Origin of the sequence: Massilia endophytica (genome assembly GCF_021165955.1) — a bacterium.
GTDB classification, from domain to species: Bacteria; Pseudomonadota; Gammaproteobacteria; order Burkholderiales; family Burkholderiaceae_D; genus Rugamonas; species Rugamonas endophytica.
The window spans coordinates 2,716,731-2,743,324 of record NZ_CP088952.1; the positions used below are offsets into that span (position 1 = coordinate 2,716,731).

A 26,594-nucleotide genomic window follows, 5' to 3' on the forward strand; every position below is an offset into this window, starting at 1 on the left:
GGCCCCTCCCCCCTCTCAGCGGGATTTGCGCAGCGGCTTTCCGTTCACATCGTAGGAGGCAGCTTCCAGGTGCACGACCGTGCTGACCGCCTTGCCGTCCGCCGCGTCGGCGGCGAGAGTGAGCTTGTAGTCGCCCTTCGCCACCTTCCAGGTCTTGCTGGCCGAGTCGTACATGGCGAGCAGGCGCGGATCGACCGTGACCGTTGCCCGGGTCTCGGCGCCCGGCTGCAGGTCGACCTTCTGGAATGCGGCCAGGCGCTTGGGCGCTTCCCACTTGGCCTTGAGCGGCGACACATAAACCTGCGCCACTTCCTTGCCCGCCAGCTTGCCCGTGTTCTTCACGGTGAACGAGGCGGTCAGGGCCCCGTTCTTCACTGCCGCCGAAAGACCGGAGAAACCGAACTCGGTGTAGGAGAGGCCGTGCCCGAAGGGGAACAGCGGCTTCAGGCCCTTGAGGTCGAACCATTTGTAGCCGACCGCCGCGCCCTCGCGGTATTCCACGTCGAAGCGCTTGTCCTGCACTTCGGGATAGCCGTCCAGCGCAGGCCGCGGCAGCTGGGACTCCGAGGCCGGGAAGGTCGCAGGCAGGTGGCCGGAAGGATTCACCTCGCCCACCAGCACACTGGCAATGGCCTCGCCGCCGCTGGTGCCGGGATACCAGGCTTCCACCACGGCCGAGACCTTCGGCAGCCAGGGCATGGTGACCGGTCCCCCGGTTTCCAGCACCACGACGGTTTTCGGATTGGCCTCGGCCACGGCGGCGATCAGCTCGTCCTGCTTCCCGGGCAGCGACAGGTTGGGCATGTCGAAGGATTCGCCCGTCCACTGGGTGGCGAAGACCAGCACCACATCGCTTTCCTTCGCCAGCTTTGCCGCGGCGGCCTTGTCTGCGCCGTCGATGAACTTGACACTTGCGGAAGGCAGGCGCTTTTCGATGGCCTTCATGGGCGAAGACGGATAGACCATGATGGGGCCGGGCCAGGTTTTGGGCTCCATTCCCGGCACGGCATTGCCGCCTGCGGGATAGACGAGCGAGGAACCGCCACCTGCCAGCACGCCCTTGTCCGCATAGCCGCCGATGATGGCGATGCGCTTCACGCTTTTATCCAGCGGCAGGACGCCCGCGCTGTTCTTCAGCAGCACCATGGCTTCCTGGGCATCCTTGAGCGACACCGCGGCATTGGCGGCGAAGTCGATCTTTCCGGGTTCGGCCGACACCGGATGGTCCACGACGCCGTGCTCGAACATCGCGTGCAGGATGCGGCGCGCCATGTCGTCCAGGCGCGCTTGCGGCACCCAGCCGTTCAATACAGCCTCCTTCAGCGGCGGACCGAAATAGTCCGAGTGATCGAAAGGCATGCCCGATTGCTGGTCCAGGCCTGCATTGGCCGCCGGAACGGTGCTGTGGGTGGCGCCCCAGTCCGACATCACCCAGCCCTTGAAGCCCCAGTCCTTCTTCAGCACCTGGTTCAGCAGGTAGTCGCTCTCGCAGGCGTAGACGCCATTCACCCGGTTGTAGGAGCACATGACGGAACCGGGCTTGCCCTCCTCGTTCGCGATCTGCAGCGCCAGCAGGTCGGACATGCGGGCCGAGGCGTCGTCGATCTTCACATTCAGGGTGGTGCGGCCGGTTTCCTGGTCGTTCAGTGCAAAGTGCTTGAGCGTGGAGACCACGCGCTGGGACTGGATGCCCTTGATCTGAGCGCCCACAATTTTCCCCGCCAGCAGGGGATCTTCGCCACCGTACTCGAAGTTGCGGCCATTGCGCGGTTCGCGCATCAGGTTCACGCCGCCAGCCAGCAGCACGTTGAAGCCGAAGCCGCGCGCCTCCGCGCCGATCATCGCTCCGCCCGCATAGGCGGTCTGCAGGTCCCAGGTGGCGGCGGTGGCCAGGCCCGAAGGCAGCGCAGTCGCCGCGCGGGGGTTGGGGCCAGCCTGGCTGGCCACGCCGATGCCCGCATCGGCCTCCCACAGGTTCGGAATGCCCAGGCGCGGCACGCCGTACACGAAACCGGCCGACTGCTCATGCGCCTCCGCCGGACGCCTGGACTTCTTCGGTTCGAAATCGGAACCGAAATAGCCGTAGACCAGCTTCAGTTTCTCGTCCAGGGTCATCTCCTTGATCACCAGGTCCGCGCGCTGCGCCGCGTCCAGCCCGGCATTCATCCAAGGCTTGCCCGCCGGCTCGGCGAACGCGGTTCCGCAGCACATGGCCACTGCGGCGGAGAGGAGACTGATCGTTTTCTTCAATTTCATGGATTCCTCAAAAAAAAGGGGCGGCCCCGCTGCCGCCCCGAACTACCGGAAATGGTAGAGGAGACTACAGGTTTACAAGCTTACTTCGCAGCGTTCACGATGGCGCCGATCACATCCGGAAAAGCCTGGGCGCCGGTCGCCCGGTCGAACAGGCCGAACTCGTGATTGCTGGTATAACCGTTATCCCAATACATGGGCACCAGGCCATGCGCGACGGCGGAGCGCGTAACGTACTGGTCCCAATGCCTGCGGTGGGCTCCGGACGGATCGTATTCCTTGCGCTGGATGGCGCCATATTCGCCCAGGATGACCGGATAGCCCTTGTCGATAAAGGCGGTTTTCATCTTCTTCATCTGGCCGTCGATATAGGACTCGTTGGCCCAGCCCGAAGGATTGGCGGCCTGCCCCCACTTCCAGGAATCGCTGTCGGTCTTGATCGCGAACTCCCACGGGTCGTAGAAGTGCACCTCCATCATCAGGCGGTCCGCGATACGGTCCTTAGGCATGGCGGCATTGCAGCTCAGCGCATGGTCGATATTGGTGTTGAAGGACTGTACCACCAAATGGCGGCGCGCATTATTGCCCCCCGTGGCGCGTACCGTGTCGATGAACACCTGGTTGAAGCCCTTCTGCACCTCGCAGTATTCGGCAGTGGGCGCGCTCCAGTCTCCATCCACCATGACCTCATTGGTCCCGGCGAACAGCAGGGTATCGCCGTAGTCCCTGAAATGCGTGGCGATCTGCGTCCAGTACCTGGCCAGGCGCGCGTTGGCCGCGTCGCGGTGGGCATAGTCGGGCTGCAGCCAGCCGCCGTCCCAGTGCACGTTCAGCATCACGTAAAGACCTGCCTTGCGGGCGGAATCCACTACCTCGGCCACCCGCGCCATCCACTGGGGGCTGATATTGTCCCTGGAGTCCGCATACTGCTTCCACGCGGCGGGGATGCGCACGCTGCGGAAACCGGCGGCCTTCACGGCATCGAACAGGGCCTGGTTCGCCTTCGGGTTGCCCCAGGCGGTTTCATTGAATTCCCTGCTGCCCCATACATAGCTGCGGCGGCCGATGGCCTCCAGCGAGTTCCCGAGATTCCATCCGGGGACCATCTCCGCCGCCAGCTGCGCGCTGCCCATGCTACGCATGGCGCCAGCCGCCTGCGCGAACGGCGCATTGCATAAAGCAAGTGAGAGTACTGCTGCCTGCCACAGGGATTTCATCGTTTTCCAGAGTTTCTTTACTGTGGATATTCTGGGATCGGTTCCACAGGCGGGCAATTACAAAAACCGCCAAGGGCGAATATGAAATTGCGCAGTTGGCGGAGTTGGCTGGACGAACACGCCCGGCCTTCACCACAATGGCAAGGATTCGGACTACAAGGACAAGGAATGCTGAAAAGGACCCTGCTCGCCATCAGCCTGTCGTACGCGCTCACCGCCGCCGCCCAGGCCCCTCTCCCCACCATCCTTTACGGAACGGCCTACTACCACGAATACATGCCCTATGAGCGGCTGGAGAAGGACGTGCAGATGATGAAGGCGGCGGGCTTCAATGTCGTTCGCCTCGGCGAATCCACCTGGAGCCTGTGGGAGCCGGAGGATGGGCGCTTCGAATACGCCTGGATGGACCGGGTGATCGATGCCATGGGCAAGGCTGGCATCAGGGTCATCATGGGAACGCCCACCTACTCCATTCCCGCGTGGATGGCGAGGCAGCATCCTGAGATCCTGGCCCGCAAGTTCAACGGGGTCCAGAACATGTACGGCATGCGGCAGAACATGAATACGGATTCCGCCGCTTACCGCTTCTACGCGGAACGACTGATCCGCCGGATAGTGAGCCGCTACAAGGACAACCCGAACGTCATCGGCTGGCAGATCGACAACGAGACGGCCAGCTATGGCGCGGCCAACGACGATGTCTTCGTCCGATTCCAGCGCCATCTCGAAAAGAAGTTCGGCACGCCGGAAAACCTCAGCAAGGCCTGGTTCCTGAATTACTGGGGCCAGGACCTGCACTCCTGGGCGGACCTGCCGCGCCCAGACGGGGCGCAGAGCACCGGCTACAAGCTGGAATGGTCGCGCTGGGGCCAGATGCGTGTGACGGATTTCCTTCACTGGCAGGCGAAACTGGTGCGCGAACACGCCGCCCCGCGCCAGTTCGTGACCCACGACTTTGCCGGTTCGATGCACAGCGATGTGAATGAAGAAGCCGTGGCGCGCGCGCTCGACATCCCGGCCGTGAACATCTACCACTGGGGCCCGAGCGAGAACTACAACGGCGCCGACCAGAGCCTGCAGGCGGATTTCACCCGCTCCCTCAAGCGCGGGAACTTCCTCGTGACGGAAACCAATGCGCAGTCCACCGACTGGAGCTCCTCCTTCCAGTACCCTCCATACGACGGCCAGTTCCGGCAGGACGTTTATACCCACCTTTCCAACGGTTCCAACATGGTGGAGTACTGGCACTGGTCCTCCATCCATGCCAACCAGGAGACCTACTGGAAAGGCGTGCTGTCGCACGACATGGAGCCGAACCGGGCCTACGCCGAGATGAGCCGCGCCGGCCGCGAACTGCAAAAGATCGGGCCGCGACTGGCCAACCTGAAGCTGCGCAGCGATGTCGCCATCCTGTGGAGCCGCGATTCCCTCAATGCCCTCAACGACATGCCCTTCGCAAAGGAAACGCAATGGGGAGCTGGCGGCAGCAAGGCCGATTACGGCTCGCTCGTGCGCCAGATGCACCGCGCGCTCTACGACATGAACGTTGGCGCCGACTTCGTTTTTCCGGATACGGAGAACTTCTCTTCCTACAAGCTGCTGCTCGTGCCGTCGCTGTACATTGCCGACGAAGCCCTGCTCAAGCGCATTGCGGAATACATCCGCAAGGGCGGGCACGCCGTGATGACCTTCAAGAGCGGTTTCGCCAACGAAAACGCCGCCGTGCGCTGGACCATGGCGCCCGGCCCCCTGCGCGAAGCCCTCGGCTTCCACTATCAGGAATTCTCCAATCTCGCGCAGCCGCTGAAGCTGAAGGACGATCCCTTCCAGACCGGCGCGGACAACAAGGTGCAATACTGGGCCGAATTCCTGCAGCTCGATACCGCAAGGGCCCTCGCCTACTACGACCATCATTTCTTCGGCCGCTGGCCCGCGGTCACGCAGAACCAGTACGGCGCGGGCAAGGTGATTTATGAAGGGAGCTACCTCTCGGACAAGCTGCAGAAGGCCGTGCTGCAAACGGCCCTGCGCGAGGCAGGCCTCGCGGGGCCGGACCAGCAGCTGCCGCCGCAGATCCACACCCGCAGCGGCACGAACGGCAATGGCCGCACCGTGCGCTACTTCTTCAACTATTCCGGCGCGGCAGCCAGCTTCACCTACCAGCACAAGGCGGGAGCCGAGCTGCTCGCCCCGCGCCAGGTCAAGCCGGGCGACACGCTGGCCCTGGCGCCATGGGATGTCGCGATTATCGAGGAAGGGACGGGCCGCTAGCGGAACAGGAAGCGGGCGAAGTGGTACAGGTTCTCCGCCCAGCTTTCGCGGTCATGCCCGTACGCGTCCACATTCCACACATGCGGCACTCCCTGCTGCTGCAGGTAGCTGTGCAGGTCCTGCGATACGCCCATTAATCCGTCCTGCCTGCCGCATGAAAGATAGAGCAATTGCAGCTGGCGCCGCGCGGCGGCGGGTTCCGGCAGCAGCGCGGCTGCGGGCCGGGTATTGGGCGCGGACGAGAAGCCGCCCACCCAGGCAAACGTATCGAGGTGGGTGAGGCCGAAGTTCAGCGCCTGCCCGCCTCCCATCGAGAGTCCGGCAATCGCCCGTTTCGTGCGGTCGGCCAGGGTGGGATAGGCCTTGTCCACGGCCGGAATCAGGGACTCCAGCAGGTCGCGCTCGAACTGGGCAAAGGCAGCGATGTGGTCGGGCGCAAAGGTGCGCTCGCCTGGCGGCACCCTGTCGTCGGCCATCGCCCGTCCATTGGGCATGACCACAATCATGGGAACGGCCCCGCCCTCTCCAATCAGGCCGTCGAGGATGGGTTGCGCCCGCACATAGCCGGTCCACTCATGCTGGTTGCCTCCAATGCCGTGCAGGAGGTAGAGCACGGGATAGCGGCGCTGCGGGGTGTAGCCGGGAGGCAGGTAGACTCGCGCCATGCGCTGGGTGCCGGTGACGGCGGAGGCATAGCCGAAGTCCGCCACCGTTCCCTGCGCGGCGCCTGGCTTCACCTTGTCGAAACCGGCCGCCGGCGCTGCCGCCTGGGCACGCACTTCCTGCACAGGCGACGCGGCGCCGATTGCGGCCAGAGCGCCAGCGAGCAGGGCCGGCGCCAGTTTTTTCAGGGTGGAATTCATCGCCATGGAGCCTCAGGGCAGCGGCGAAAGCACGGCGACCGCGCCGCCGGAGGCGGCGAGCGAAAGCTTCACCCGGCTGCCGCGCTTCACGCGCGCTTCGCTGGAGTTCAGGTGATTGGCATCCTTCCCGTCCTGGAGAATTTCGGCGCGGTAGTTCACGCCCGGCTCGATGAAGGAAAGGGGCAGGTCGATCACGCGCGGCGCTTCGTTGCCCATTGCCCCGATATACCAGGTGCGCCCCTTGCGGCGGGCGGTGACGATGTACTGGCCGATATCGCCTTCCAGGACGCGCGTTTCGTCCCAGCTCGTGGGCACCTTGCCGATGAAGCTTGCGCCGTCGGCCCAGCTGCCGTCGGCGTTCCTGTACGCATCCGGGCTGTCCGCAACCATGGCCACTGGCGAATCGTAGACCACATACATGGCCACCGCCTGGCCGCGCGTGGTCTGCACGAAGGGCTTGGCGGAGCGGATCTGCTTGGGGAACTCGGATGACGCCAGCGAGCGGAAGCCGCCCGGCGTGTAGTCCATCGGTCCAAGCAGCATGCGGGTGAAAGGCAGCGTCACGTTATGGGTGGCCGTGATGCGCTTGCTCCACTTGTTGTACTCGGCGCCCAGCACGCCTTCCTGCGTCATGTAGTTCGGATAGGTGCGCAACAGGCCATCGGGCGGATAGGCCCCGTGCAGGTTCACCATGAGGCGGTTGGCTGCAGCCTTCTCCAGCAGCTTGTGGTAGAAGCCCACCATCTCCTGGTCGTTGCGGTCCATGAAGTCCACCTTGATACCCTTGATGCCCCAGGAGGAATACAGGCGCAGGGCATCGTCCATCTGCCGGTCCAGCTGCTTCCACTGCAGCCATACCCAGACGCCTACGCCCTTCTCCCTGGCATAGGAAATAATGCCCGGCATATCCATCGCCGCGATTGGGCGCAGGACATTGGCGGGCGCCGGGGTTTCGGAACTGCCCTCGTACCAGCCTTCGTCGATGAGAATGTATTCGAGGCCCATGGAGGCGGCAAAGTCGATATAGGCGCGGTAGGTGGCCGTGTTCACGCCCGCGTTCGGAACGCCGGCGGCCCAGCCGTTCCACCAGTCCCAGGCAGCCTTGCCCGGCTTGATCCAGCTGGTATCGGCAATCTTCGAAGGGGCGCCAAGGGTCGCAATGAGACTGGACGCCGTGAGCCCGCCCGGCGAGTCGGCCAGCATGACCACGCGCCACGGCGTAGCCAGAGGAGCTTCCGCCAGGTTCGCATTGACGGCGGGACGCTGCCAGGGCGACTCATCGCCCTCGCCTTTGCCCCACGACAGCGACACCTGGACACCCAGTCCGCCCTCGCCCCGTCCGGCGTAGTAGGCGCCAGCGTAGTCCCGCTTGTCGGCTTCGGCGATGGCGAAGGTGGTGCTCTTGCGGCCCGTCTTGCACACCAGCGGCGCGTCGAACAGGTGGGCGGGGCGGATGGCCGAGGCCTTGACGGGATCGAACTCGCCTTCGTGGGAATTCTCGTTGCGGCCCGGGTTGAAGCCCCAGCACTGGTAGTCGGACGGGAAATGGAAACCCGTCATCTCGCCGAAGATGCCCAGCTTCTTCTCCTGTTCCTGCTTCGGCAGCACGTAGCGGAACGCGATGCCATCGTCGTATGCCCGCGCCACCAGCCGGAGCTGCAGGGGCTTGTCCTTTCCGGTCAGCGCCAGCTCGGCTTCGTTGTAATGGTCTTGGACACTGGCCGCCTTGCCAGCGACGGGACGATAAGTGTCGTTCACTGCCCGCTGCTCCACGCCCGCCAGCCGCAGCGAGTTGCCGTCCAGCGCGCCCGCATTGGTGGCCAGGCCGAGCGGCGACTGCGCAATCACCACGGCGCCGTCGCGGGTGACGGTATAGGCCAGCTTGCCATCGCGCACCGCCAGGTCGATGCGGTTACGTCCGTCGGGGGACGTCACCGTATAGGCCGGATCGGCGGATGCCAGCAGGCGCTCGATATCGGGAACCATCGCGCCAGCCAGCAGCTGGTAGCCTTTCTCGGAGAAATGCAGGAGATCGGGCTGCAGCTCCTTCGACAGCTCGCCGCCCGGTCCGGTGAAGAGCGATCCATAGTCATGGACGAAAACCGCCTTGCCGTCGTCCAGCGTCCTGATTTTCGCGTTGAGCGCCGCGATCTGCTTTCGCTCCCCGGAATCCGGCCCTGCTTCAGGGAGCACGGAATTGAGCAGGATACGCGCCGCCGGGTACTGCTTGCGCAGCTTCGCCACAACGGCCTGGATGCCGCCGAACACCTGCCCGGCCTTTTCGTTGCAGAGATTGATGTTGTTCACGCCAATCATCAGCACCACCAGCTTGGGCTTCAGGGACGCGATGGCGGGGTCCTTCAGCCGCCACAGAACATTGCCGGTGTGGTCGCCGCCGATGCCGAAGTTGGCGGGATTGAAGCGGCCGAAGCTGCTCTCCCAGAGCGCTTTCGGCCACATTTCGGTGAGAGAGTCGCCGACGAATATCACATCGACATTGCCCTGCTTCGCGCGCGCCACCTGCTCCGCGTGCATCCCGCGCCAGCGCTCGATGGACATCCATGGGTAGTCGACAGTGCGCGGGGCCACATTGAGCGCGCAGCTGGCTGCACTTGCCGACTGCGCGAGGCTCGCAGCCAGCAGGAGAAAAACGGCACAGGCGGATTTACGCATCGGTTCTTTCAAGGTTTACTCCGATAACAGTTTTTGCAGGACGGGCTCCATGCTGCGAGCCCAGATTTCGTAACCCTTTTCCTGCGGATGCAGCATGTCGGGCATGATCTCGCGCGAGAGCGTGCCGTCGGCATTCAGAAGGGAGGAATTGATATTGGCGAAGAAGACATGGCGGTCATCCGCGTATCCCCCGATGATCGCGTTCACCCGTTCGTTCAGGCGGCGCAGGAAGGCCGAAGGCTGTTCTTCGCGCGGGAAAATGGCCAGCAAAAGGATCTTGGTCTGCGGCAGGCGGCGGCGCAGGTCCTCGATGATTGCCTTGACGCCTGCCGCTGTCGCTTCCGGCTCGTCCTCGCGGTGGCCCGCGTTGTTTGTGCCTATCATGAGCACCGCCACCCTGGGCGCAATCCCATCCACCTCGCCATGCTGCAGGCGCCACAGCACGTTCTCCGTGGTGTCGCCACTGAAGCCGAGGCCCACCGCGTTGTATTTCGCGTAGTAGCGCTGCCAAACCGGAGCGCCGGACTTCTCCCAGCCTTCGGTGATCGAATCGCCGACGAAAATCAGCTGCGGGCTCTTGCCCGCTTCCCTGAGCTTGCGGACCTCTTCCAGCTTCTTCTCATGGCGCGGAATCCACCAGCCGAGCGACCAGGCGTGGGTAAGCGGCGCCGGGGTCACCGCCTCGGTGCGGTAATCCGCACATTGCGCATTGGGCTCCCCGCCGCGCACAAGCCGTATATTCGCCACCGCCACCTGGCCTGCGCCATTGCCCTCCAGCGCGAAAGGCGTGGAGACCTTGCTGAAATCGTCGCCTGCGCGCGCGAAGCACGCCAGGGAGAAGGACAGGCGCCGCCAGCCCTTGCCCTGCAGCGCACGCCCTGGCAGCACATAGGAGACTTTGCGCTTGCAGTCCGGTCCGCAGCGCATGGTGAAATAGATGCCGCCTTCGGAGAGGTCGGTGACATGGATGTCGAATTCCAGCGTTCCGTCCCCGGTGAACGGCCGTAGATCCAGAGGCGCCCCGCCGTCCAGGCGCAGGCCGGAGAACCAGGCGTCCTTCCATTGCAGCGAAAGCGCGTCATGCCTGCCCGCCACCTCCCCTGCCCGCGCGCTCACCCGGCCGTTCACCGCCGGGGAGTCGGCCCGCAGGACCTGCTCGGGCCCCTCGGTACCCGCTACCATCACGCTCCACGAAGGGAGCGGCTTGCCGTTGTAAAGGATCAGCTCACGGTTCTGAGCACAGGCGAGGGGCACGGTCGCCGCGAGGGCGGCCGCTGTAATGAGTGAGATTGCAGTCTTCATCCGGCGATTGTGCAAGCGGCAGATGAGCGGAGCAATTACAAAATTCGCTAATCGGGAAAACGATATTGCACAGGCCAGAACAGAACCTGGGCAAGTCTTGCGATATCATCGGCTCGCATGCGTGTCGTGGAGCAGCGATGGAAACCGAGATCAAACGCCAGCTGGCCCCCAAGAAAGCCACCCCGGTAGCGTTGCATCCGAAAATGACGATGGCCCAGGCCTTTCGCCGCATTGCCGGGAACTGCCTGGACCAGATACAGGCCAACGAAGAAGGCGTGAGGCATCTCGACGCCGAGAGCCTGCACCAGATGCGGGTGGGTGTGCGCCGCTTCCGTGCGCTGCTCGACCTGTTCTCGCCACTGCTGGCCCCTCCCTCAGACCTGGAGCAGCACCTCGAGTGGCTGGCTGGCGAATTTGGCCCGGCGCGGGACTGGGATGTGCTGGCCCATGTAACTGCACCGCGCGTCACCGAAACCTCCGCCGTGGCCCTACCCCTTGTCGCGGCGGCGCAGAAGCGCGCCGAAACGCATCACTCGCGGCTGGCGCAGCTATTGCAGGAAGCGCGCTACGCAGGCTGCATGCAGGAACTGCATACCTGGCTGCTGGGGGAAACATGGGCGCAGGACGGTGGCGGTATCTGGGCGCGAAAGGCGCGCAAGGAAATGCTGCCCCTGCTGAATAATGCGACACGCCGCCTGCGCAAGCGCGCCAGAAAATGGGAGGAGGCGGATGCGCAGGCCCGGCACCGAGTCCGCATGGCCGCCAAGAAAGCGCGCTACGCGATCGAATTCTTCGCCGACCTGCTGCCGGAACGACAGGTAAAGGCAAGCAGCCGCCTGCTGGCCGATCTTCAGGAAAGCCTGGGGCGCCTGAACGACGCAGCTGTGGCGGACGGTCTGCTCGTCGATCTTTGCGCCCGGGACGCCACAGCGGGTGAGGCGGCCAGCTTCGTCCGCGGGTATTTGTGCGCAGAGGCTGGCAGGGCCGACCGCGGGCTCGGCAAGCTTGTGAAAAAGGCCGCCTCCCTGCGCATCGGCTAGCGCGCCGGCGTGTCCTCAGCCCGCAACGCACCACCGGCCAGAACCCGCGCGATCACCTCCTGGCGCAAGCCCTGCCCTTTCAAATGCTCTACGGCCGCCACGGCGCCCACTTCGCGCCGGATGACCAACGCATGCCGCACTGCGGCCGATTGCTTCAGCGCGTTTCCAGCACGCCGTCGCCGTTATTGCTCCCTGAGTCCATAACATCCCTCTCACTGCTGTGCTGCAATAAGTACAATTTCCGCAAGTTGTTGAGCTGCGGAAAACTCTGCCATCATAGGCCGCGATTGCGACAAGAATTTGATATGGATTTCCTGCGGCCGCAAATCATTCCGGCGATACTGTCAGTCCGCACTTGACTCCGGTAAAATTCGGGGATGAATGAGATTTCTTTCCGCCCGTTTGTGATTGGCGTCGCTGGGGGCAGCGGCAGCGGCAAGTCTACGGTTTCCCAGCAAGTGCTGTCCTCCTTTGGCGCCGATATGGTGTCGGTGGTCATGCAGGACGACTACTACTGCGATCAAACCCACCTCACCCCCGAGGTTCGCCGCCAGCAGAACTACGACCACCCCCAGGCTTTCGACTGGCCGCTCCTTATCCAGCATGTGCAGGCCCTGCGCAACGGCGAAACGATCCAGATGCCGGAGTACGATTTCACCATCGACAACCGCTCCGACAGGACCATTCCCGTCAAACCAGCCCCGGTTATCGTGATCGAAGGCCTGTTCGCGCTGTATAACGCGGATTTGCGCGACATGATGTCGCTGCGGATCTTCGTCGACACAGCCTCCGACGTTCGCTTCATCCGCCGCATGCAAAGGGACATCGCCGAACGCGGCCGTTCGCTCGAAAGCGTTGTCGCCCAGTATATGGAAACGGTGCGCCCCATGCACAAGCAGTTCATCGAGCCCACCAAACGCCACGCCGACGTGATCTTGCCTCACGGCGCCAATGGGCCTGCAGTCGACATCATCACGACAAAAGTAGCGAGTGTTGTTGGCCAGTTGAAGCTGTAGTGAGCGCGGCCGCCTGCGCGCCGATACGGGAGCTCAGCGTCCGGTGAGAATGAAGCCATCCATGTGCTTTCATGCAGGTGACACGCAGGTCATCAATCCGGCTGAGCCGAGCAGAGCGAGACCGCACAGCCTGTTCGCCCAGACGTTGGCCGCTGGCGGCAGTCGCAGTGTCCCAGTGCGACTGCCGAGCAAGGCATAGCCCCCGTAACTTAGGCAGTCGGCAACAAGGCAGGTTGCACCGAACAGTACAAACTGCGGCGCCAAGGGCTGCGACTGCACGACAAACTGCGGCAATAGCGCCGTGAAGTACAACAGGGCTTTAGGATTGGACAACTCAATCAGGAGCGCCTGCAGGAGTTTCGGCATACCGCCCCTGCCGCGCGCAATAGGGCTCATCATAACGAAGCGCCGGCGTGAAAGCAGCGAGCTGAGGCCGAGATAGCCCAGATATACTACACCTGTCCACTTGATGGCCGAGAACAAAGCAGGAGTAGAGACCAGCGCCGCGGCGACCCCCATGGCGGACAGGATGAAGTAGCCGGCGTTCGCAAGGGCGATGCCTGCAATGGACCAGCTTGCAGCCCGCCACCCCGCAACAGCGCCGTGGGAGGCTACGATTAGCGCCGCCGGGCCCGGAGCCAAGCACACCAGGAAGGTTGTGGTAGTGAAAAGCAAATAAGAGTTCATGGGGATACGAGTGCAGGTAGTTACTGGGCTTGCGTTTGTTCCCCACCCTTAGCGTACGACGTTACCATTGGCATATGGCAGGCGACGTGCGCGACAGTCCCGGCGATGTTGCGGGGCTTACTTATAGATGCCGCAGGCCACGATCAACGGCCCGGCCAGCTGGACATAGGTGGCCTTCTTTTCCAGCCCTTTCGTGACCGGGTTGACCCAGATGTAGTCCACCCAGCCACTGCCCTTGGTCTTTGCCACCTTGAGAAAGTCCTGGATGAAATACTTTCCCTCTGCATCCTTAATCTCCGAAACGTCTTTCCCGATCAGCTTGGGATTCGCGCCGTGGGACAGGATTTTCCCCTTCAGATCCATAACGAGGACGTACAGGTCCCGGTCGGAAAATTGCGGGGACTGCTTGTTGATGTCTTCAAAGACCTTGTCCATACCGCGCTTGTTTATGTCCGCGATGGCGCTCTTCACCAGTGCAACCGCCTCATCCGCCGTACCTTTATCGCCAGCGCAGGCCACCGAGGCAACGCACAGCGCGCCGATCCCCACCACCGTTTTCCACCATGCTTTCATGAATCCTCCGTCCAGGTTGCTTTGCCCAATCACTTCTTGCGTGCTACTCCAATCCGCGACACCCTACCTCGCTACCGCTTACCGATGGCTTACGGATGTCTGCTGGTAGCAAAACCGGCGGGGCGAGCCCCACATACCGCCGCACGGGTACAGCCTGGCGCGACTCCCTGGCCCTACTCCTCCAGACCGAGCACACTAACCGATCCATTACCAATGGCGTCTCAGTGTGCCTTGCGTATGCCATCGGTATCCTGCGCGGCGCTACGGTGCTCGTTCCGCCTTTGGCACCTAAGAAAGTAGCGAACTGAACATGAATCCATCATTGCACTGGCCTGATCTGGATGACAGGACGATCGATCCTGATTTCACCCTGCACCATCTGCGCGCGCAGGATGTCGCACGCGTGAGCAGCTGCCTGAAGGCCTGGTATCCCGACATCGGCACAGGCGCCGCGCAAGGCTTCCTCGATCCCCACTTCTACGCCGAGAACGCCGCCCTGGCTGGCAGCGGCAAAGGGAAGATCCTGGCCTTGCTGGTCCTGACCGCTGGCCGCCCCGCAGCGTTTTACGCCTACGAACAGGATCCCGACGCCCTGAGCCTGTATTGCCGCCTCGTCGTTATCGCCCCGGAATTCCGGCGAGGGGGTCTGGGCGGACATTATTTGCGGCTGGCAGAATACCTCGGGCGCAGAATGGGACTCGGCTTTTTGTATGGCCTGGTCAGCATGAAGCAGCGCGCCAACATGGAGGGGGCCGAGAAGAGCGGATGGCGGCTGGTGGGCATCATGCCTGGCGCGGACCGGGAGCAGGTGGCGCCCGGCGTCGTCAAGCGGGTCTATGAAGCGATCTATGCCAAACAGCTGGCGCCGGCAGAGGACTTTATGATTCCGGAACCAGAGGTGCTGTCGCAGCAAGGCCGGGCGCTGGCCGAGGTGCTGTTCCCAGAATTGCTGGCTCCAGTGCCGGAACGCAGGCGCTGAGCCAGACGAGTTGGCGGCTTTGGCACTCTGCCCAAGCCGCGCCCGGCGCTTGCCTAGGACAAGGCCGCTAGTTGATCAGCCGAGAAGCTGCAGCTCAACCGGACTGCCCACAATTTCCACCATCATCGGTGCAATAAGGTGGGCTGGTGTGAGGTCGATGTAGAGCGCGGTCACGCCCGGGCCAGTGCCCGGACCACCGTCGTCAATTACACCGGGACCGGTACCTGGACCACCGGTGGTGCCGGGGCCAGTGCCCGGGCCGCCGCCGTCAAGTATGCCTGGTCCGGTACCTGGAACACCCGACACAACCACAGTGTCGTTATCAAACAGTATATCGAGCTTCATTACTACTCCCATTTACGTAAATGGCCCAGCCAGGATAGCCGGGCCGTCCTGGCGAAAAGTTAATTCGCCGCCCTGCGGCGGCCAGAGCATCTTACGGACGCTGACCCTACACTTCGCATACGGATATAGTTCTTCGTGGCAATAGTTTGCTCAGGGGCTGGGCCAGAAATAGCAGGAAAGAATGAACAAGGCCAACCAGAAGGCAGCCTCGATCGTTTCCTGACGCGGCTGGACACTTCGCCAGCCGCCGTACAAATGCACCAGCACCATCGAGCCGAAGCAGGCGGACGAAAGGGCGAAAAAGAAGGCATGAAGGACCGGCTTGAACGCGGCGTAAAGCCCAGCTAGCCCAAGCAATGTGCTGACACAACCCAGGCAGCGGCCGTAGTAGACGGACAGGTCGGTTTGCGGACCAACTCGCCAGCCGACACAACGCGCCCATGCCAAAGGAAACAGGATCATGGGCAGAAACGCCAATACGGCGCCAGCGCCCACAAAGACAAGGAAACGGCCTGCTGTGCCGAGCTCGGAGAGCATGTTTACGCCTTTCAGTTAGCAAGCGGCACGGCGACGGCGAGGCAATCGCGGCACCGAAGAAGACGGCCGAGATCATAGTCAGCGACCAAGTACGGATCGCTTACGTTTAAGCACGCGCGCGAACAATCCAGCCGACACCCGACCTCCCCCATTTCGAGGATGCGTAAGCCAACTGTAGGAGCGGGTATGTGCTAATCGCTGATACCTCCCCCCGGGGCGGTTTCTTACTTCCGATACATCTTGAAGGAGAGTTGAAATGCCTATCGTGCACATCTACACGACCGAAGGCTGGGTATCCCCCGCGCGAAAGAGAATGATGATCGAAAAAGTCACGAACGCAGTGGTGGAAGCGGAGGGCTTGCCGCAGGTACGCGACATGACCTATGTTGTCATCCATGACGTGCCGGATGGCGGATGGGGGTTCCAGGGCCGAGTGTATCTCAAGAAAGATTTTGCGTCGCACATTCCGCCGGATCCAACCGAATCCTGAGCCAGGCGCGTACCATTACCACCTGCCGCGGTGGCAGGAAAGGCGATTGAGACCGCTGCGATATTGGAGGCAAGGATCGGAATTGAACCGGCGTACACGGCTTTGCAGGCCGAATCGCACTTTCGAAATCAAATCCTGAGAAAGCCGTTCGGTGACGGTCGCCATGGTTCGGTTCAACTTACTTCCTCTCGCATTCTAGAGAGGACCTTGCCGATTCCCGGGGAGCTGCCTTCGTTGCATCTCCTTCATCCCGTCGTGATCAGCCACAGGGCGTGAGGCATTCTGGGGATGCGACGTCCAAAAAACAATAACGCGAAAGGTAATCGTTTCTTGACCTTTCAGGTCATGGCTTCCAACTTGCGTTTGCAGGTAGTATCCTTGCATGCCAGCTCTCTTGAATACGCCTGCAGCAGTCGGACATCTGTTGCGTGAGTGGCGCGCCGCGCGCCGTTACAGTCAACTCGATCTCGCCCTGGAGTCGGACACTTCCGCACGCCACCTCAGTTGCATCGAGACCGGAAAAGCCCAGGCAAGCCGCAATCTGCTGATGCGGCTGGCCGATGTGCTCGACATGCCGCTCCGGGAACGCAATGCACTGCTGCGCGCCGGGGGCTACGCGCCGAAATTTCCTGAAACCAGTCTCGATAGCCCGAGGATGGAGCAGATCAACCGGGCCATCCAGTTCATCCTCGACCAGCAGGAGCCTTACCCGGCCTTCCTCATGAACCGGCACTGGGACGTGCTCGCCGCCACGCGGGGAGCCTTCAACATCTGCAATTTCCTGCGCGACGGACGCCCCGAGAAGCACACCAATATGCTGCTGTCGGCCTTTGATCCGGACGACGTCCGCGGGGCAATCGTCAACTGGGATGATGTCGCCAGCACGTTGATCGGACATCTGCATGCATTGGTGTCGAACTCCCCGACCGATACCAGGGCGCGCGCCCTGTTGGATGAGATACTGGCATTCCCCGATATCCCCGACCGCTGGCGCTGCCGCGACCTCGATACTCCCCCCGCCCCGCTGCTGAACACGGTATTCCGGCACCGGGGCGTCACACTGCAGTTCTTCTCAACCATTACGACCTTCGGCACGCCGCGCGATATCACTGCCGAAGAATTGCATATCGAATCCTGCTTTCCGATGGACGAGGACACGGCGCGCTTCTGCCGCGAACTGGCGCAGGGCGAGCCAGATGCCATCGCAGCGGGGCAGCGGCCCGGGCCGGCACTATGCCTGGCCAGCGGGAGCCAGCCATGATCGAATGGAACGTGCGGAGCAGCGGTGCGCGTGACGGCCTGTCGCGCAGGTCCTTCTTCAAGGCCAGCGCTGTGCTGGGCGGCGGACTGGTGCTGGGCTGGTTTGGGCCCGGTTCGCCACGGACAGCGCAAGCCGCCGAAGCCAATGCCATCTACACACCCAATGCGTTTATCCACATTGCACCGGACAACACCGTCACGGTGGCGGTCAACCGGGCGGAACTGGGACAGGGCATTGCCACGGGCCTGCCTATGGTCATTGCCGAAGAACTGGACGCGGACTGGTCCCTGGTACGCTCCGAACTCGCTCCCGCAGCCGACGTGTACAAGGATCCGGTACGCGGACACCAGATGACAGGCGGCTCCGGCTCGATCAAGCGCTCCTTCGCCCAGTACCGGGAAATCGGCGCCCGCGCCCGCGCGATGCTGCTGGCGGCCGCCGCGCAACGATGGAACGTCAAGCCCGGACAATGCCGCACGGCGCGCAGCATGGTGTTCGGGCCGGCGGGCCAGAAAGCCAGCTACGGCTCACTTGCCGAGGCTGCCATGCGCCTGCCGGTACCCGAGCAGGTCGCGCTCAAAGACCCTTCAGAGTTCAAGCTGATCGGCCAGCCCACGCGCCGCCTCGACGCCCGCGCCAAGTCCAGTGGGCGCCAGGTGTACGGAATGGATTTCAAGCCAGCCGGCAGCAAGGTGGCCGTGGTCGCACGTCCGCCCGTCTTTGGCGGCAAGGTGGCGCGCTTCGATGCGGCGAAGGCCCTGGCTGTCAAAGGCGTGCGCGCCGTGCTGCCAGTCCCGACTGACCGCGGCGGAAACGGACTGGCTGTGATCGCCGACGGCTACTGGCCCGCCAAGCAGGGCCGCGATGCCCTGGATGTCCAGTGGGACACGGCGGGCGTCGAAAAGGTCGACACGGCGCAGTTGTTCGCACGCCTGGCCGCCGTATCCGGGCAACCGGGCGGGGCCGCCATGAGTGCCGACATCCGGCCGCTCGCCCAGGCATCGAAACGCATCTCCGCGGTCTATACCTTCCCCTATCTTGCGCACGCGCCGATGGAGCCGCTCAACTGTGTGGTGGACCTCGGGCCCGACCACTGCGAAATCTGGGCGGGAAGCCAGTACCAGACCATCGACCAGAACCATGCGGCGCAGGTCCTGGGACTCGATCCTGCGCGGGTGACATTCCACACCATGATGGCAGGCGGTGGTTTCGGGCGCCGCGCGGTGCCCTCATCGGACTACATTGTCGAGGCCGTCCAGGTGGCGAAGGCCTGGCGCGCTTCCGGACAGTCAGGACCGCTGAAAGTCATCTGGAGCCGCGAAGACGACCTGCATGGCGGCTACTACCGGCCGGCCCACCTGCACCGGGCCGAGATCGGGCTCAATGCCGATGGACGCATCGTCGCCTGGGACCACGTCATCGCCGGCCAGTCCATCCTGATGGGGACGCAGTATGAAAAGTTCGTGCAGGGCGGAGTCGATGGCACTATGGTCGAAGGCATGGGGCGGCCGTACGAGCTGCCGATCAACCTGACAACCCACATCGTGCAGGCCAATGTGCCGGTGCTGTGGTGGCGCTCGGTCGGCTCGACGCACACCGCCTTTGTCATGGAGACGCTGATCGACGAAGCGGCGCAGCTGGCCGGCATCGATCCTGTTGCGTACCGCAGGCAGCTTATCCCACCGGACAAGCTCCGCCATCACGCAGCGCTCGACCTCGCCGTCGCCAAGTCCGGCTACGGAAAAAGGACGCTGCCGAATGGGCATGCCTGGGGCGTGGCCATGCACGAAGCGTTCGATTCCATCGTGGTATACGTGGTGGAAGCCTCCGTGCAGGACGGCGTGCCGCGTTTGCATCGCGCCACGGCAGCGGTCCATTGCAACCTGGCGGTCAATCCCATGTCGATCGAGGCCCAGGTGCAAGGTTCCGTCCTGATGGCAGTCGGCACGACCTTGCCGGGTGCAGCCATCACCCTCAGGAACGGCATCGTCGAGCAGGACAATTTCCATGCCTATACCGTGGCGCGCATGCCCGACATGCCCCATGTGGAGGTGCATATCGTCCCTTCCGCCGATGCGCCGACAGGGATGGGTGAACCCGGCTTTCCGCCGCTGGCGCCTGCCTATGCCAACGCCATCGCGCGCCTGACCGGCAAACGGCTGCGCTCGCTGCCATTCTATCTGAAGGAGGCTTGAACCGTGCGTACCGCTCTGCTGGGCTGCCTCGTGGCGCTCGCCCTCGCCGCGGCCGGCGCCGCAGCACAAACCGTGGCCGACTCCCATGTGCCCACGGCCGACGGCGTACGCATCTTCGTGCGGGAAATCCGTCCAGCCGGCCCTGCCGTGGGAGAGCCGGTCATCCTCATCCACGGGGCGCGCGCGCCGGGCCTGGCGAGTTTCGACCTGCCGGTCGCACGGGGTTCGCTGGCGCGCGACCTGGCTGAGCGCAGCCATCGCGTGGTCTTTGTCATGGATGCCCGCGGCTACGGCGCCTCGGACCGGCCGCCCGGCATGGAGAAGCCCGCGCAGGGCCAGCCATCTGTGGCGCGCAGCTATGAAGTCGTGCGCGACATCGGCGCCGTCGTGGCCTTCGCGCGCGAGCGCACCTCGGCCGGCCGCGTGTCCCTGTTCGGCTGGGCCACGGGCGGCCTCTGGGCGGGCGCCTACGCCGCGCTGCACCCGGAACGGATCGGGCATCTTGTCACCTTGAATGCGCTGTATGGCGCCAATGTGCCGCATCCTCGATTCGGCGCAGGCTCTCCGCTCAGCGATCCGAAAAATCCTGAACGCTTCAATCCGGACATCGGCGCATGGACCGCGAACGAGGCGGCGTCGCTGCGCGCCGTGTGGGAGCGCTCTATTCCAACTGCCGACAAGGACCTGTGGCGCGACCCCGCCATTGCCGACGCGCTTACGCGTGCCGTTGCCGACAGCGATCCGGGCTATGGCCGTGCGCACCCGGGCCAGTTCCGTGCGCCCAGCGGCGCCCTGGAAGACAGCTTTTACCAAGCCTGCGGACGCCGCCTGTACGATGCTTCATCCATCACAGCCCGTGTACTGCTGATTCGATCGGGCCACGACTTCTGGAGCCGGCCCGAAGACCTTGCCGCTTTCCTGCACGATGCGGCGCATGCGGCAGCGGCACGTGCGCTGATGCTCCCTGATGCCACCCACTTTGCGCATCTGGACCGCGACGAGCGGGGCCGCAGCGAGCTGCTGGCGGCAGTCGTACGCTTCCTCGACGAATAAGACCCTGCACCTGCGCTCAAATTGATGTGCGACGTCATTGCCCCCTTTGTGCTGCAAGCCTAGCATCTGCTTCGCTTCAACATAATCTTTTACTGCAGAGGAGCATCAATGCGCAAAGTGGTCGTCACTGAATTCATGTCGCTGGACGGTGTCATCGAATCGCCCGAGAAATGGTCTTTCCCCTACTGGAATGACGAGATCGAAAATTTCAAGAACGCAGAGCTTGCCGCCACTGGTGCTCTGCTACTTGGCCGCAACACTTACGAGGCCTTTGCCGCCGCGTGGCCCACACGCAGCGGTGCTTTCGCCGATCGCATGAACAGTCTCCCGAAGTATGTCGCATCGTCCACGCTCGATGCCGTGCATTGGCAAAGCGCCAGCTTGCTGGGGCAAGCGCTGCCTGACGCGATGGCGCAACTTAAGCAGGATGAAGGGAAGGACATCGTGGTGCACGGCAGCGCGGCGCTGGCGCAATCACTCATGCGGCACGATCTGGTGGACCAGTATTCCTTGCTGGTGTATCCGACCATCCTCGGCACGGGCAAGCGCCTGTTCAAGCCCGGACAGCAGGCCAAGCTCAAGCTGGCCGGCTCGACGATGTTTTCGTCGGGCGTGGTGGCGCTCACCTACCATCGGGCAGCTTCCGAACCCGGCGCATGAGCGCGCGCGAAAGCACGGGCTTCATGAACATGTGCATCCGGGCGGCAGAAGCCGGCGACCTCGACTCCATGTGGGCCGTGGTCCAGACCATTAGGGCCGATGGCGATGCCCCGCCATTTTTCGCTGGTTTCGACAAGGAGACTTTTCGATCGCATTGGTTCGGATCGCAAGCGTCCTACGTGGCTGTTCGGGAAGGCGAGGTGCTGGGCATGTACAAGCTCGGCGCAAACTATCCGGGCACTGGATGGCATTTCGCCAGCGCCACGTACCTCGTCAGCCCGCATGGCAAGGGCCTGGGCATCGGACATTCGCTGGTTGCGCACAGCATTGGCCATGCTTCTTGTGACGGTTCTCTAGCCATGCAGTTCAATTACGTGGTGAGCAACCTCGCCACCGCTGTCATGTTCGATGAGGAAAAAGGCTTTTCCATTGTTGGCACCCAGTATAGGAACAGCACATGATCACCTTGAACATCAATGGGCGCGACATTCAAGTTGACGCCGCGCCGTCCACACCTGTTTTGTGGGCTTTGCGCGATAACCTGGACCTTACTGGCACCAAGTTTGGCTGTGGCGCAGCGATGTGCGGCGCCTGCACAGTGCATTTGAACGGTGAACCGGTCCGTTCCTGTATTACGTCCATCTCCACTGCCGCTGGACAGAAGATCCTCACTATCGAGGCGATGGAGAATGACCACATCGGCAAGGCGGTGCAGGACGCGTGGGTGCGCCATGACGTACCGCAGTGTGGATACTGCCAGAGCGGACAGGTGATGAGCGCCGCAGCACTGCTGCGCACGAAGAAGCATCCCACGGATGCGGATATCGACGCTGCGATGAGCGGAAATATCTGCCGTTGCGGCACCTACCAGCGCATCCGGGCGGCCATCAAGGACGCCGCCCAATCCCTGGCCTGAGCGGCCGTTTGGGCGGCAAGCGGGCAGCAAAGTGAAATGACCGGGAAATCCCGGTCATCTCACTTATAAATGCTTGATTTCTTTGGAGGCGAGGGCCGGAATCGAACCGGCGTACACGGCTTTGCAGGCCGCTGCATAACCACTTTGCTACCCCGCCTTGGAGGGGAAGAAAAAACGCGGCCAGCGCCGCGTCTGTTCTGTATTCTGGAGCGGGAGAAGAGTCTCGAACTCTCGACCTCAACCTTGGCAAGGTTGCGCTCTACCAACTGAGCTACTCCCGCATGGAGTTTTGCTGCTTGTACGGCCCCAGAGTTATCTGGAGCGGGAGAAGAGTCTCGAACTCTCGACCTCAACCTTGGCAAGGTTGCGCTCTACCAACTGAGCTACTCCCGCGTACAGGAACCGCATTATCGCAGAAACATTAATACATTTCCAGCGAATATTGACGCCAATTTGGAGCGGGAGAAGAGTCTCGAACTCTCGACCTCAACCTTGGCAAGGTTGCGCTCTACCAACTGAGCTACTCCCGCTTTGCTTGTCGTCATCAACAACAGGCCAGCATTATAGAGCATGGGGCTGGCCTGTCAAGAGTAATGTTTCGTCAATCCAGAACGCCGGAGCGTTCCTTGATCAGGGGCCAGGCTTTGCGCAGGTAGTAGAGCATGGACCAGACCGTCAGCACGCTTGCCAGCCACAGCAGCTTCTCGCCCCAGAAGCGGGTGTCGATAGCGCCCAGCAGCACGTCGTAGTACAGCAGGGCCGGAATGGCCGTCATCTGGGCCGCCGTCTTGATCTTGCCGATGGAGTTCACCGCCACGGACTTGGAGGCCCCAATCTGCGCCATCCATTCGCGCAGGGCGGAGATGGTGATTTCGCGGCCGATGATGATGAAGGCGAGGATGGCGTTGCAGCGGTCCAGCTGCACCAGCACCAGCAATGCCCCTGCCACCATCAGCTTGTCCGCCACGGGGTCGAGGAAGGCGCCGAAGGCCGAAGTCTGGTTCCAGCGGCGTGCCAGGAAGCCGTCGAACCAGTCGGTGATGGCGGCCACGATGAAGACCAGTGTCGCGGCCAGGTTGCGGTCTTCCAGGGGGAGCCAGGCGGGGGGCAGGTAGAACACGCCTACGACCAGCGGAATGAGCGCGACGCGCAGCCAGGTCAGCAGGATCGGAATGTTAAAAGGCATAAGACAGCGGCGGTAAGAATAGTTATCACGCGCCGCTAGTCTAACCCGTATTACTGACGGGCACGACAACTTTAATGCAGCTGCCGGTATATTTCTTCGGCCAACGTGCTCGAAATGCCTTCAACGGACATCAAATCCTCCACGCTGGCGTTGGCGACCCCGCGCAGGCCGCCAAAGCGGGCCAGGAGCTTCTGCCGCCTTTTGGCGCCAATTCCTTCGATCTCCTCCAAACGCGAGGTCTGGCGGGCCTTGGCGCGCTTGGCGCGCATGCCGGTGATGGCGAAGCGGTGGGCTTCGTCGCGGATCATGGCCACCAGCATCAGGGCGGCCGATTCCTTGCCCAGCTCCTGGGGCGCGCGGCCGTCCACGAACATCAGGGTTTCCAGGCCTACACGCCTGCCCTCCCCCTTCGCCACGCCCACGATCAGGCTGATGTCCAGGCCCAGTTCCACGAAGACCTGGCGCGCCATTTCGATCTGGCCCTTGCCGCCGTCGATCAGCACCACGTCCGGCATCACCCCGTCGCTGTTGGCCACCTTTTCGTAGCGGCGCGTGAGCACCTGGCGCATGGCGGCGTAGTCGTCGCCCGGGGTGATGTCGTTGATGTTGTAGCGGCGGTATTCGCTGTTCTGCATCTGGTGGTGGTGGAAGACCACGCAGGAGGCCTGGGTCGCCTCGCCCTGGGTGTGGCTGATGTCGAAGCACTCCACGCGCAGCGCGTCCAGGTCTTCGCATTCGATGCCCAGGGCATCCACCAGCGCCCTCGTGCGCGACTGCTGGGAGCCCTGCTCGGACAGCAGGCGCGCCAGCGAGATCTCGGCGCCCTTCTGCGCCAGTTCCAGCCACTGGCGCCGCTGGCCCTGGGGCTGGAAGATGAGGTTGATGCGGTGGCCGCACTGCTCCTGCAGCGCGATCATCAGCTCCGGCTGGTCGAACTCGATGTTCAGGATCAGGCAGCCCGGAATGTACTTCTCCGTGTAGTGCTGCACCAGGAAGGCGGCCAGCACTTCCACTTCGATGGGGCGTTCGGCCACGGCTTCCGCGTCCATCACATGGGTGGGGAAGTAGGCGCGGTCGCCCAGGTGGCGGCCGCCGCGCACCATGGCCAGGTTGACGCAGGCGCGGCCGCCCTGCACCACCACGGCGATCACGTCCACATCGGCATCGCCCGAGGTCTCCATGCTCTGCTGGTGCAGCACCTTGGACAGGGACTGGATCTGGTTGCGCACGCCCGCCGCCTGCTCGAACTTGAGGTCGGCCGCGTAGCTGTGCATCTTCTTTTCGAGTTCTTCCATCACCTCGGTCTGACGCCCGCGCAGGAAGCGCGCGGCGTTGTTGACGTCCACGCGGTAGTCCTCGGCCGTGATGGCGCCCACGCAGGGCGCGCTGCAGCGGCCGATCTGGTGCAGCAGGCAGGGGCGCGTGCGGTTCTGGTAGACGCTGTCCTCGCAGGTGCGCAGCATGAACACCTTCTGCAGGATCTGCATGGATTCCTTCACCGCCCAGGCGGAGGGGAAAGGTCCGAAATACTGGTTCTTCTTGTCCACCGAGCCGCGGTAGTAGACCATGCGCGGCACCTCGTCGCCCGTGAGCTTCAGGTAGGGGTAGGACTTGTCGTCGCGGAAGAGGATGTTGAAGCGCGGCTGCAGCGTCTTGATCAGGTTATTTTCGAGGATCAGCGCTTCCGCCTCGCTGTGCGTGACCGTGGTTTCGAGGCGCGCGATGCGTTCCACCATCATCGCAATGCGCGGGCTCGAAAGGTTCTTCTGGAAGTAGCTGGACACGCGCTTCTTCAGGTCGCGCGCCTTGCCTACGTAGAGAACCTTGTCCTCCGCGTCGAAATACCGGTACACGCCCGGCAGGTTGGGCAGCTTGGCGACGGTCGCCAGCACCTGTTCGCGCGGGTCTTGAATCTGTTCAGTCATCTGCCTTCTCAACGATCACGAATGCGACCGCCACATCGTCTTCATCGCTGACGGACACCTGCGCCGTCAGCCGGTTCTGCTGCATGAATTGCTCGAGCGGCCCGCTGCACACCATCATGGGCTTGCCGCTGGGGGCGTTCAGCATCTGCGCCGTTTGCCAGGTCATGGGCGCCGTCAGCCCGAGGCCCAGGGCCTTGGAGAAAGCCTCCTTGGCGGCGAAGCGCGTCGCCACATAACGCACGCCGCGTACCGCGTGGCGCGCACTGCGGTGGTGATACTCTTCCAGCTCCTCCGGGCCGAGCACGCGCTGCGCGAACCGCACGCCGTGGCGCTGCAGCGCGGCCTCGATGCGCGGAATCTTGCAAACGTCCGTGCCGACGCCGTAGATCATTTTGCTCCCAGGCGGGTCGATACCATGATCGCCTTCATCTCGCGCACGGCATTCTCCCAGCCCGCGAACACGGCATGGGCCACGATGGCGTGGCCGATGTTCAGTTCTGCGATCTCGGGAATGGCGGCAATCGCCTGCACGTTCGTGTAGTGCAGGCCGTGGCCGGCGTTGACCTTCAGGCCCTTCTGCACGCCCCAGCGCACACCGGCCTTGATGCGTTCCAGTTCCTTCAGCTGTTCTTCGCCTTCCGCGTCGGCGTAGGCGCCCGTGTGCAGCTCGATCACGGGCGCGCCGACATCCGCGGCGGCCGCGATCTGGGTTTCATCGGCATCGATGAACAGGCTGACGCGGATGCCCTCGCCCTGCAGCTGCTTCACGGCGGCCGCCACTTCCTTGTGGAAGCGCACCACATCGAGGCCGCCTTCGGTGGTGATCTCCGTGCGCTTTTCCGGCACCAGGCATACGTCGGCAGGCTTGATGCGGCAGGCGAAGTCAATCATCTCCTGGGTCACCGCGGCTTCCAGGTTCATGCGGGTGATGAGCTGGGGCGCCATCGCGATCACGTCGGCATCCTTGATGTGGCGGCGGTCTTCGCGCAGGTGCAGGGTGATGCAGTCGGCGCCCGCCTGCTCGGCCAGCAGCGCGGCGCGGAGTGGATCGGGGTAGCTCGTGCCGCGCGCATTGCGCAGGGTGGCGACGTGGTCGATGTTCACGCCCAGGTCGATCACCGGGCCGGATGGTTGAAGAAAGCTCATTGTGTT

24 protein-coding genes and 4 tRNA genes are annotated in these 26,594 nt (G+C 63.2%); 11 read left to right on the top strand and 17 right to left on the bottom strand.

The genetic code is table 11. The annotated features are described in order from the left end of the window. Positions 1-15 precede the first annotated feature (15 nt). Both LSQ66_RS12130 and LSQ66_RS12135 read right to left on the bottom strand, forming a co-directional pair. On the bottom strand, positions 16-2,256 hold the full coding sequence (locus LSQ66_RS12130) for a glycoside hydrolase family 3 C-terminal domain-containing protein (protein WP_231765466.1): 2,241 nt from the start codon (positions 2,254-2,256) through the stop codon (positions 16-18). 80 nt (positions 2,257-2,336) lie between these two features. Next, positions 2,337-3,470, bottom strand: a complete 1,134-nt coding sequence (locus tag LSQ66_RS12135) for a glycoside hydrolase family 5 protein (RefSeq protein WP_231765467.1) — start codon at positions 3,468-3,470, stop codon at positions 2,337-2,339. A gap of 168 nt (positions 3,471-3,638) precedes the next feature. Between LSQ66_RS12135 and LSQ66_RS12140 the strand changes: the two genes are divergently transcribed. After that, positions 3,639-5,741 carry a beta-galactosidase gene (locus LSQ66_RS12140; protein ID WP_231765468.1) on the top strand — a complete coding sequence of 701 codons (2,103 nt, stop codon included), beginning with the start codon at positions 3,639-3,641 and terminating at the stop codon, positions 5,739-5,741. On the opposite strand, the gene LSQ66_RS12145 is transcribed toward LSQ66_RS12140, so the two are convergent. Genes LSQ66_RS12145 through LSQ66_RS12155 form a run of 3 tightly spaced genes read right to left on the bottom strand, consistent with a single transcriptional unit; the run spans position 5,738 to position 10,579 of the window. Further along, positions 5,738-6,610, bottom strand: coding sequence for an alpha/beta hydrolase (locus LSQ66_RS12145; RefSeq protein WP_231765469.1), 873 nt, complete (start codon positions 6,608-6,610; stop codon positions 5,738-5,740). The two genes, LSQ66_RS12140 and LSQ66_RS12145, sit on opposite strands and share 4 nt — an antisense overlap. A 6-nt stretch (positions 6,611-6,616) precedes the next feature. Next, positions 6,617-9,289 (bottom strand): glycoside hydrolase family 97 catalytic domain-containing protein, encoded by a 2,673-nt coding sequence (locus tag LSQ66_RS12150; RefSeq protein WP_231765470.1) that lies wholly within the window; start codon positions 9,287-9,289, stop codon positions 6,617-6,619. 3 nt (positions 9,290-9,292) lie between these two features. After that, positions 9,293-10,579 (bottom strand): GDSL-type esterase/lipase family protein, encoded by a 1,287-nt coding sequence (locus LSQ66_RS12155; protein WP_231765471.1) that lies wholly within the window; start codon positions 10,577-10,579, stop codon positions 9,293-9,295. Positions 10,580-10,716: 137 nt separating this feature from the next. Here LSQ66_RS12155 and LSQ66_RS12160 point away from each other — a divergent pair, with 137 nt between their 5' ends. Together LSQ66_RS12160 and udk are read left to right on the top strand one after the other, a co-directional pair. Further along, positions 10,717-11,619 carry a CHAD domain-containing protein gene (locus tag LSQ66_RS12160; protein WP_231765472.1) on the top strand — a complete coding sequence of 301 codons (903 nt, stop codon included), beginning with the start codon at positions 10,717-10,719 and terminating at the stop codon, positions 11,617-11,619. A 377-nt stretch (positions 11,620-11,996) separates the two neighbouring features. Further along, a complete protein-coding gene (gene udk, locus LSQ66_RS12165; protein WP_231765473.1) occupies positions 11,997-12,635 on the top strand; it encodes a uridine kinase in 639 nt (212 codons plus the stop codon). A 69-nt stretch (positions 12,636-12,704) separates the two neighbouring features. Here udk and LSQ66_RS12170 read toward each other — a convergent pair whose 3' ends face one another. Then, positions 12,705-13,322, bottom strand: a complete 618-nt coding sequence (locus LSQ66_RS12170; protein ID WP_231765474.1) for a LysE family translocator — start codon at positions 13,320-13,322, stop codon at positions 12,705-12,707. A gap of 117 nt (positions 13,323-13,439) precedes the next feature. Then, positions 13,440-13,895 carry a cache domain-containing protein gene (locus tag LSQ66_RS12175; protein WP_231765475.1) on the bottom strand — a complete coding sequence of 152 codons (456 nt, stop codon included), beginning with the start codon at positions 13,893-13,895 and terminating at the stop codon, positions 13,440-13,442. Between the two features lie 310 nt (positions 13,896-14,205). On the opposite strand from LSQ66_RS12175, the gene LSQ66_RS12180 reads away from it, so the two are divergent. Next, a complete protein-coding gene (locus LSQ66_RS12180; RefSeq protein ID WP_231765476.1) occupies positions 14,206-14,874 on the top strand; it encodes a hypothetical protein in 669 nt (222 codons plus the stop codon). A gap of 75 nt (positions 14,875-14,949) precedes the next feature. On the opposite strand, the gene LSQ66_RS12185 is transcribed toward LSQ66_RS12180, so the two are convergent. Continuing rightward, positions 14,950-15,219, bottom strand: coding sequence for a hypothetical protein (locus LSQ66_RS12185; protein ID WP_231765477.1), 270 nt, complete (start codon positions 15,217-15,219; stop codon positions 14,950-14,952). Between the two features lie 150 nt (positions 15,220-15,369). Then, positions 15,370-15,756 (bottom strand): hypothetical protein, encoded by a 387-nt coding sequence (locus LSQ66_RS12190; RefSeq protein WP_231765478.1) that lies wholly within the window; start codon positions 15,754-15,756, stop codon positions 15,370-15,372. Positions 15,757-16,012: 256 nt separating this feature from the next. On the opposite strand from LSQ66_RS12190, the gene LSQ66_RS12195 reads away from it, so the two are divergent. The 7 genes from LSQ66_RS12195 (at position 16,013) to LSQ66_RS12225 (ending at position 22,331) form a co-directional block, all read left to right on the top strand. Beyond that, a complete protein-coding gene (locus LSQ66_RS12195) occupies positions 16,013-16,246 on the top strand; it encodes a tautomerase family protein (RefSeq protein WP_231765479.1) in 234 nt (77 codons plus the stop codon). 394 nt (positions 16,247-16,640) lie between these two features. Next, positions 16,641-17,507: a helix-turn-helix domain-containing protein gene (locus LSQ66_RS12200; RefSeq protein WP_231765480.1), complete on the top strand. Its 867-nt coding sequence runs from the start codon at positions 16,641-16,643 to the stop codon at positions 17,505-17,507. Then, positions 17,504-19,702, top strand: coding sequence for a xanthine dehydrogenase family protein molybdopterin-binding subunit (locus LSQ66_RS12205; protein WP_231765481.1), 2,199 nt, complete (start codon positions 17,504-17,506; stop codon positions 19,700-19,702). Before LSQ66_RS12200 ends, LSQ66_RS12205 begins: the two co-directional genes overlap by 4 nt. A 3-nt stretch (positions 19,703-19,705) precedes the next feature. Further along, entirely contained in the window at positions 19,706-20,755 is a 1,050-nt protein-coding gene (locus LSQ66_RS12210; RefSeq protein WP_231765482.1) for an alpha/beta hydrolase, read from the top strand. A gap of 108 nt (positions 20,756-20,863) precedes the next feature. Then, a complete protein-coding gene (locus LSQ66_RS12215; protein ID WP_231765483.1) occupies positions 20,864-21,415 on the top strand; it encodes a dihydrofolate reductase family protein in 552 nt (183 codons plus the stop codon). Then, on the top strand, positions 21,412-21,876 hold the full coding sequence (locus LSQ66_RS12220; protein ID WP_231765484.1) for a GNAT family N-acetyltransferase: 465 nt from the start codon (positions 21,412-21,414) through the stop codon (positions 21,874-21,876). The genes LSQ66_RS12215 and LSQ66_RS12220 overlap by 4 nt, the downstream gene beginning before the upstream one ends. After that, entirely contained in the window at positions 21,873-22,331 is a 459-nt protein-coding gene (locus tag LSQ66_RS12225; protein ID WP_231765485.1) for a (2Fe-2S)-binding protein, read from the top strand. The genes LSQ66_RS12220 and LSQ66_RS12225 overlap by 4 nt, the downstream gene beginning before the upstream one ends. A gap of 83 nt (positions 22,332-22,414) precedes the next feature. Here the strand turns inward: LSQ66_RS12225 and LSQ66_RS12230 are convergent. The 8 genes from LSQ66_RS12230 to pdxJ form a co-directional block, all read right to left on the bottom strand. Next, positions 22,415-22,488: transfer RNA gene (locus LSQ66_RS12230), tRNA-Cys, on the bottom strand. Positions 22,489-22,536: 48 nt separating this feature from the next. Then, positions 22,537-22,612: transfer RNA gene (locus LSQ66_RS12235), tRNA-Gly, on the bottom strand. Positions 22,613-22,648: 36 nt separating this feature from the next. Beyond that, positions 22,649-22,724, bottom strand: a tRNA-Gly gene (locus LSQ66_RS12240). Between the two features lie 61 nt (positions 22,725-22,785). After that, positions 22,786-22,861, bottom strand: a tRNA-Gly gene (locus LSQ66_RS12245). Between the two features lie 71 nt (positions 22,862-22,932). Beyond that, a complete protein-coding gene (gene pgsA, locus LSQ66_RS12250) occupies positions 22,933-23,517 on the bottom strand; it encodes a CDP-diacylglycerol--glycerol-3-phosphate 3-phosphatidyltransferase (RefSeq protein WP_231765486.1) in 585 nt (194 codons plus the stop codon). 71 nt (positions 23,518-23,588) lie between these two features. Next, positions 23,589-25,442: an excinuclease ABC subunit UvrC gene (gene uvrC, locus LSQ66_RS12255; RefSeq protein WP_231765487.1), complete on the bottom strand. Its 1,854-nt coding sequence runs from the start codon at positions 25,440-25,442 to the stop codon at positions 23,589-23,591. Continuing rightward, on the bottom strand, positions 25,435-25,833 hold the full coding sequence (gene acpS / locus LSQ66_RS12260) for a holo-ACP synthase (RefSeq protein ID WP_231765488.1): 399 nt from the start codon (positions 25,831-25,833) through the stop codon (positions 25,435-25,437). Before acpS ends, uvrC begins: the two co-directional genes overlap by 8 nt. Next, entirely contained in the window at positions 25,830-26,588 is a 759-nt protein-coding gene (gene pdxJ, locus LSQ66_RS12265) for a pyridoxine 5'-phosphate synthase (RefSeq protein WP_231765489.1), read from the bottom strand. The genes acpS and pdxJ overlap by 4 nt, the downstream gene beginning before the upstream one ends. Positions 26,589-26,594: the final 6 nt, after the last annotated feature.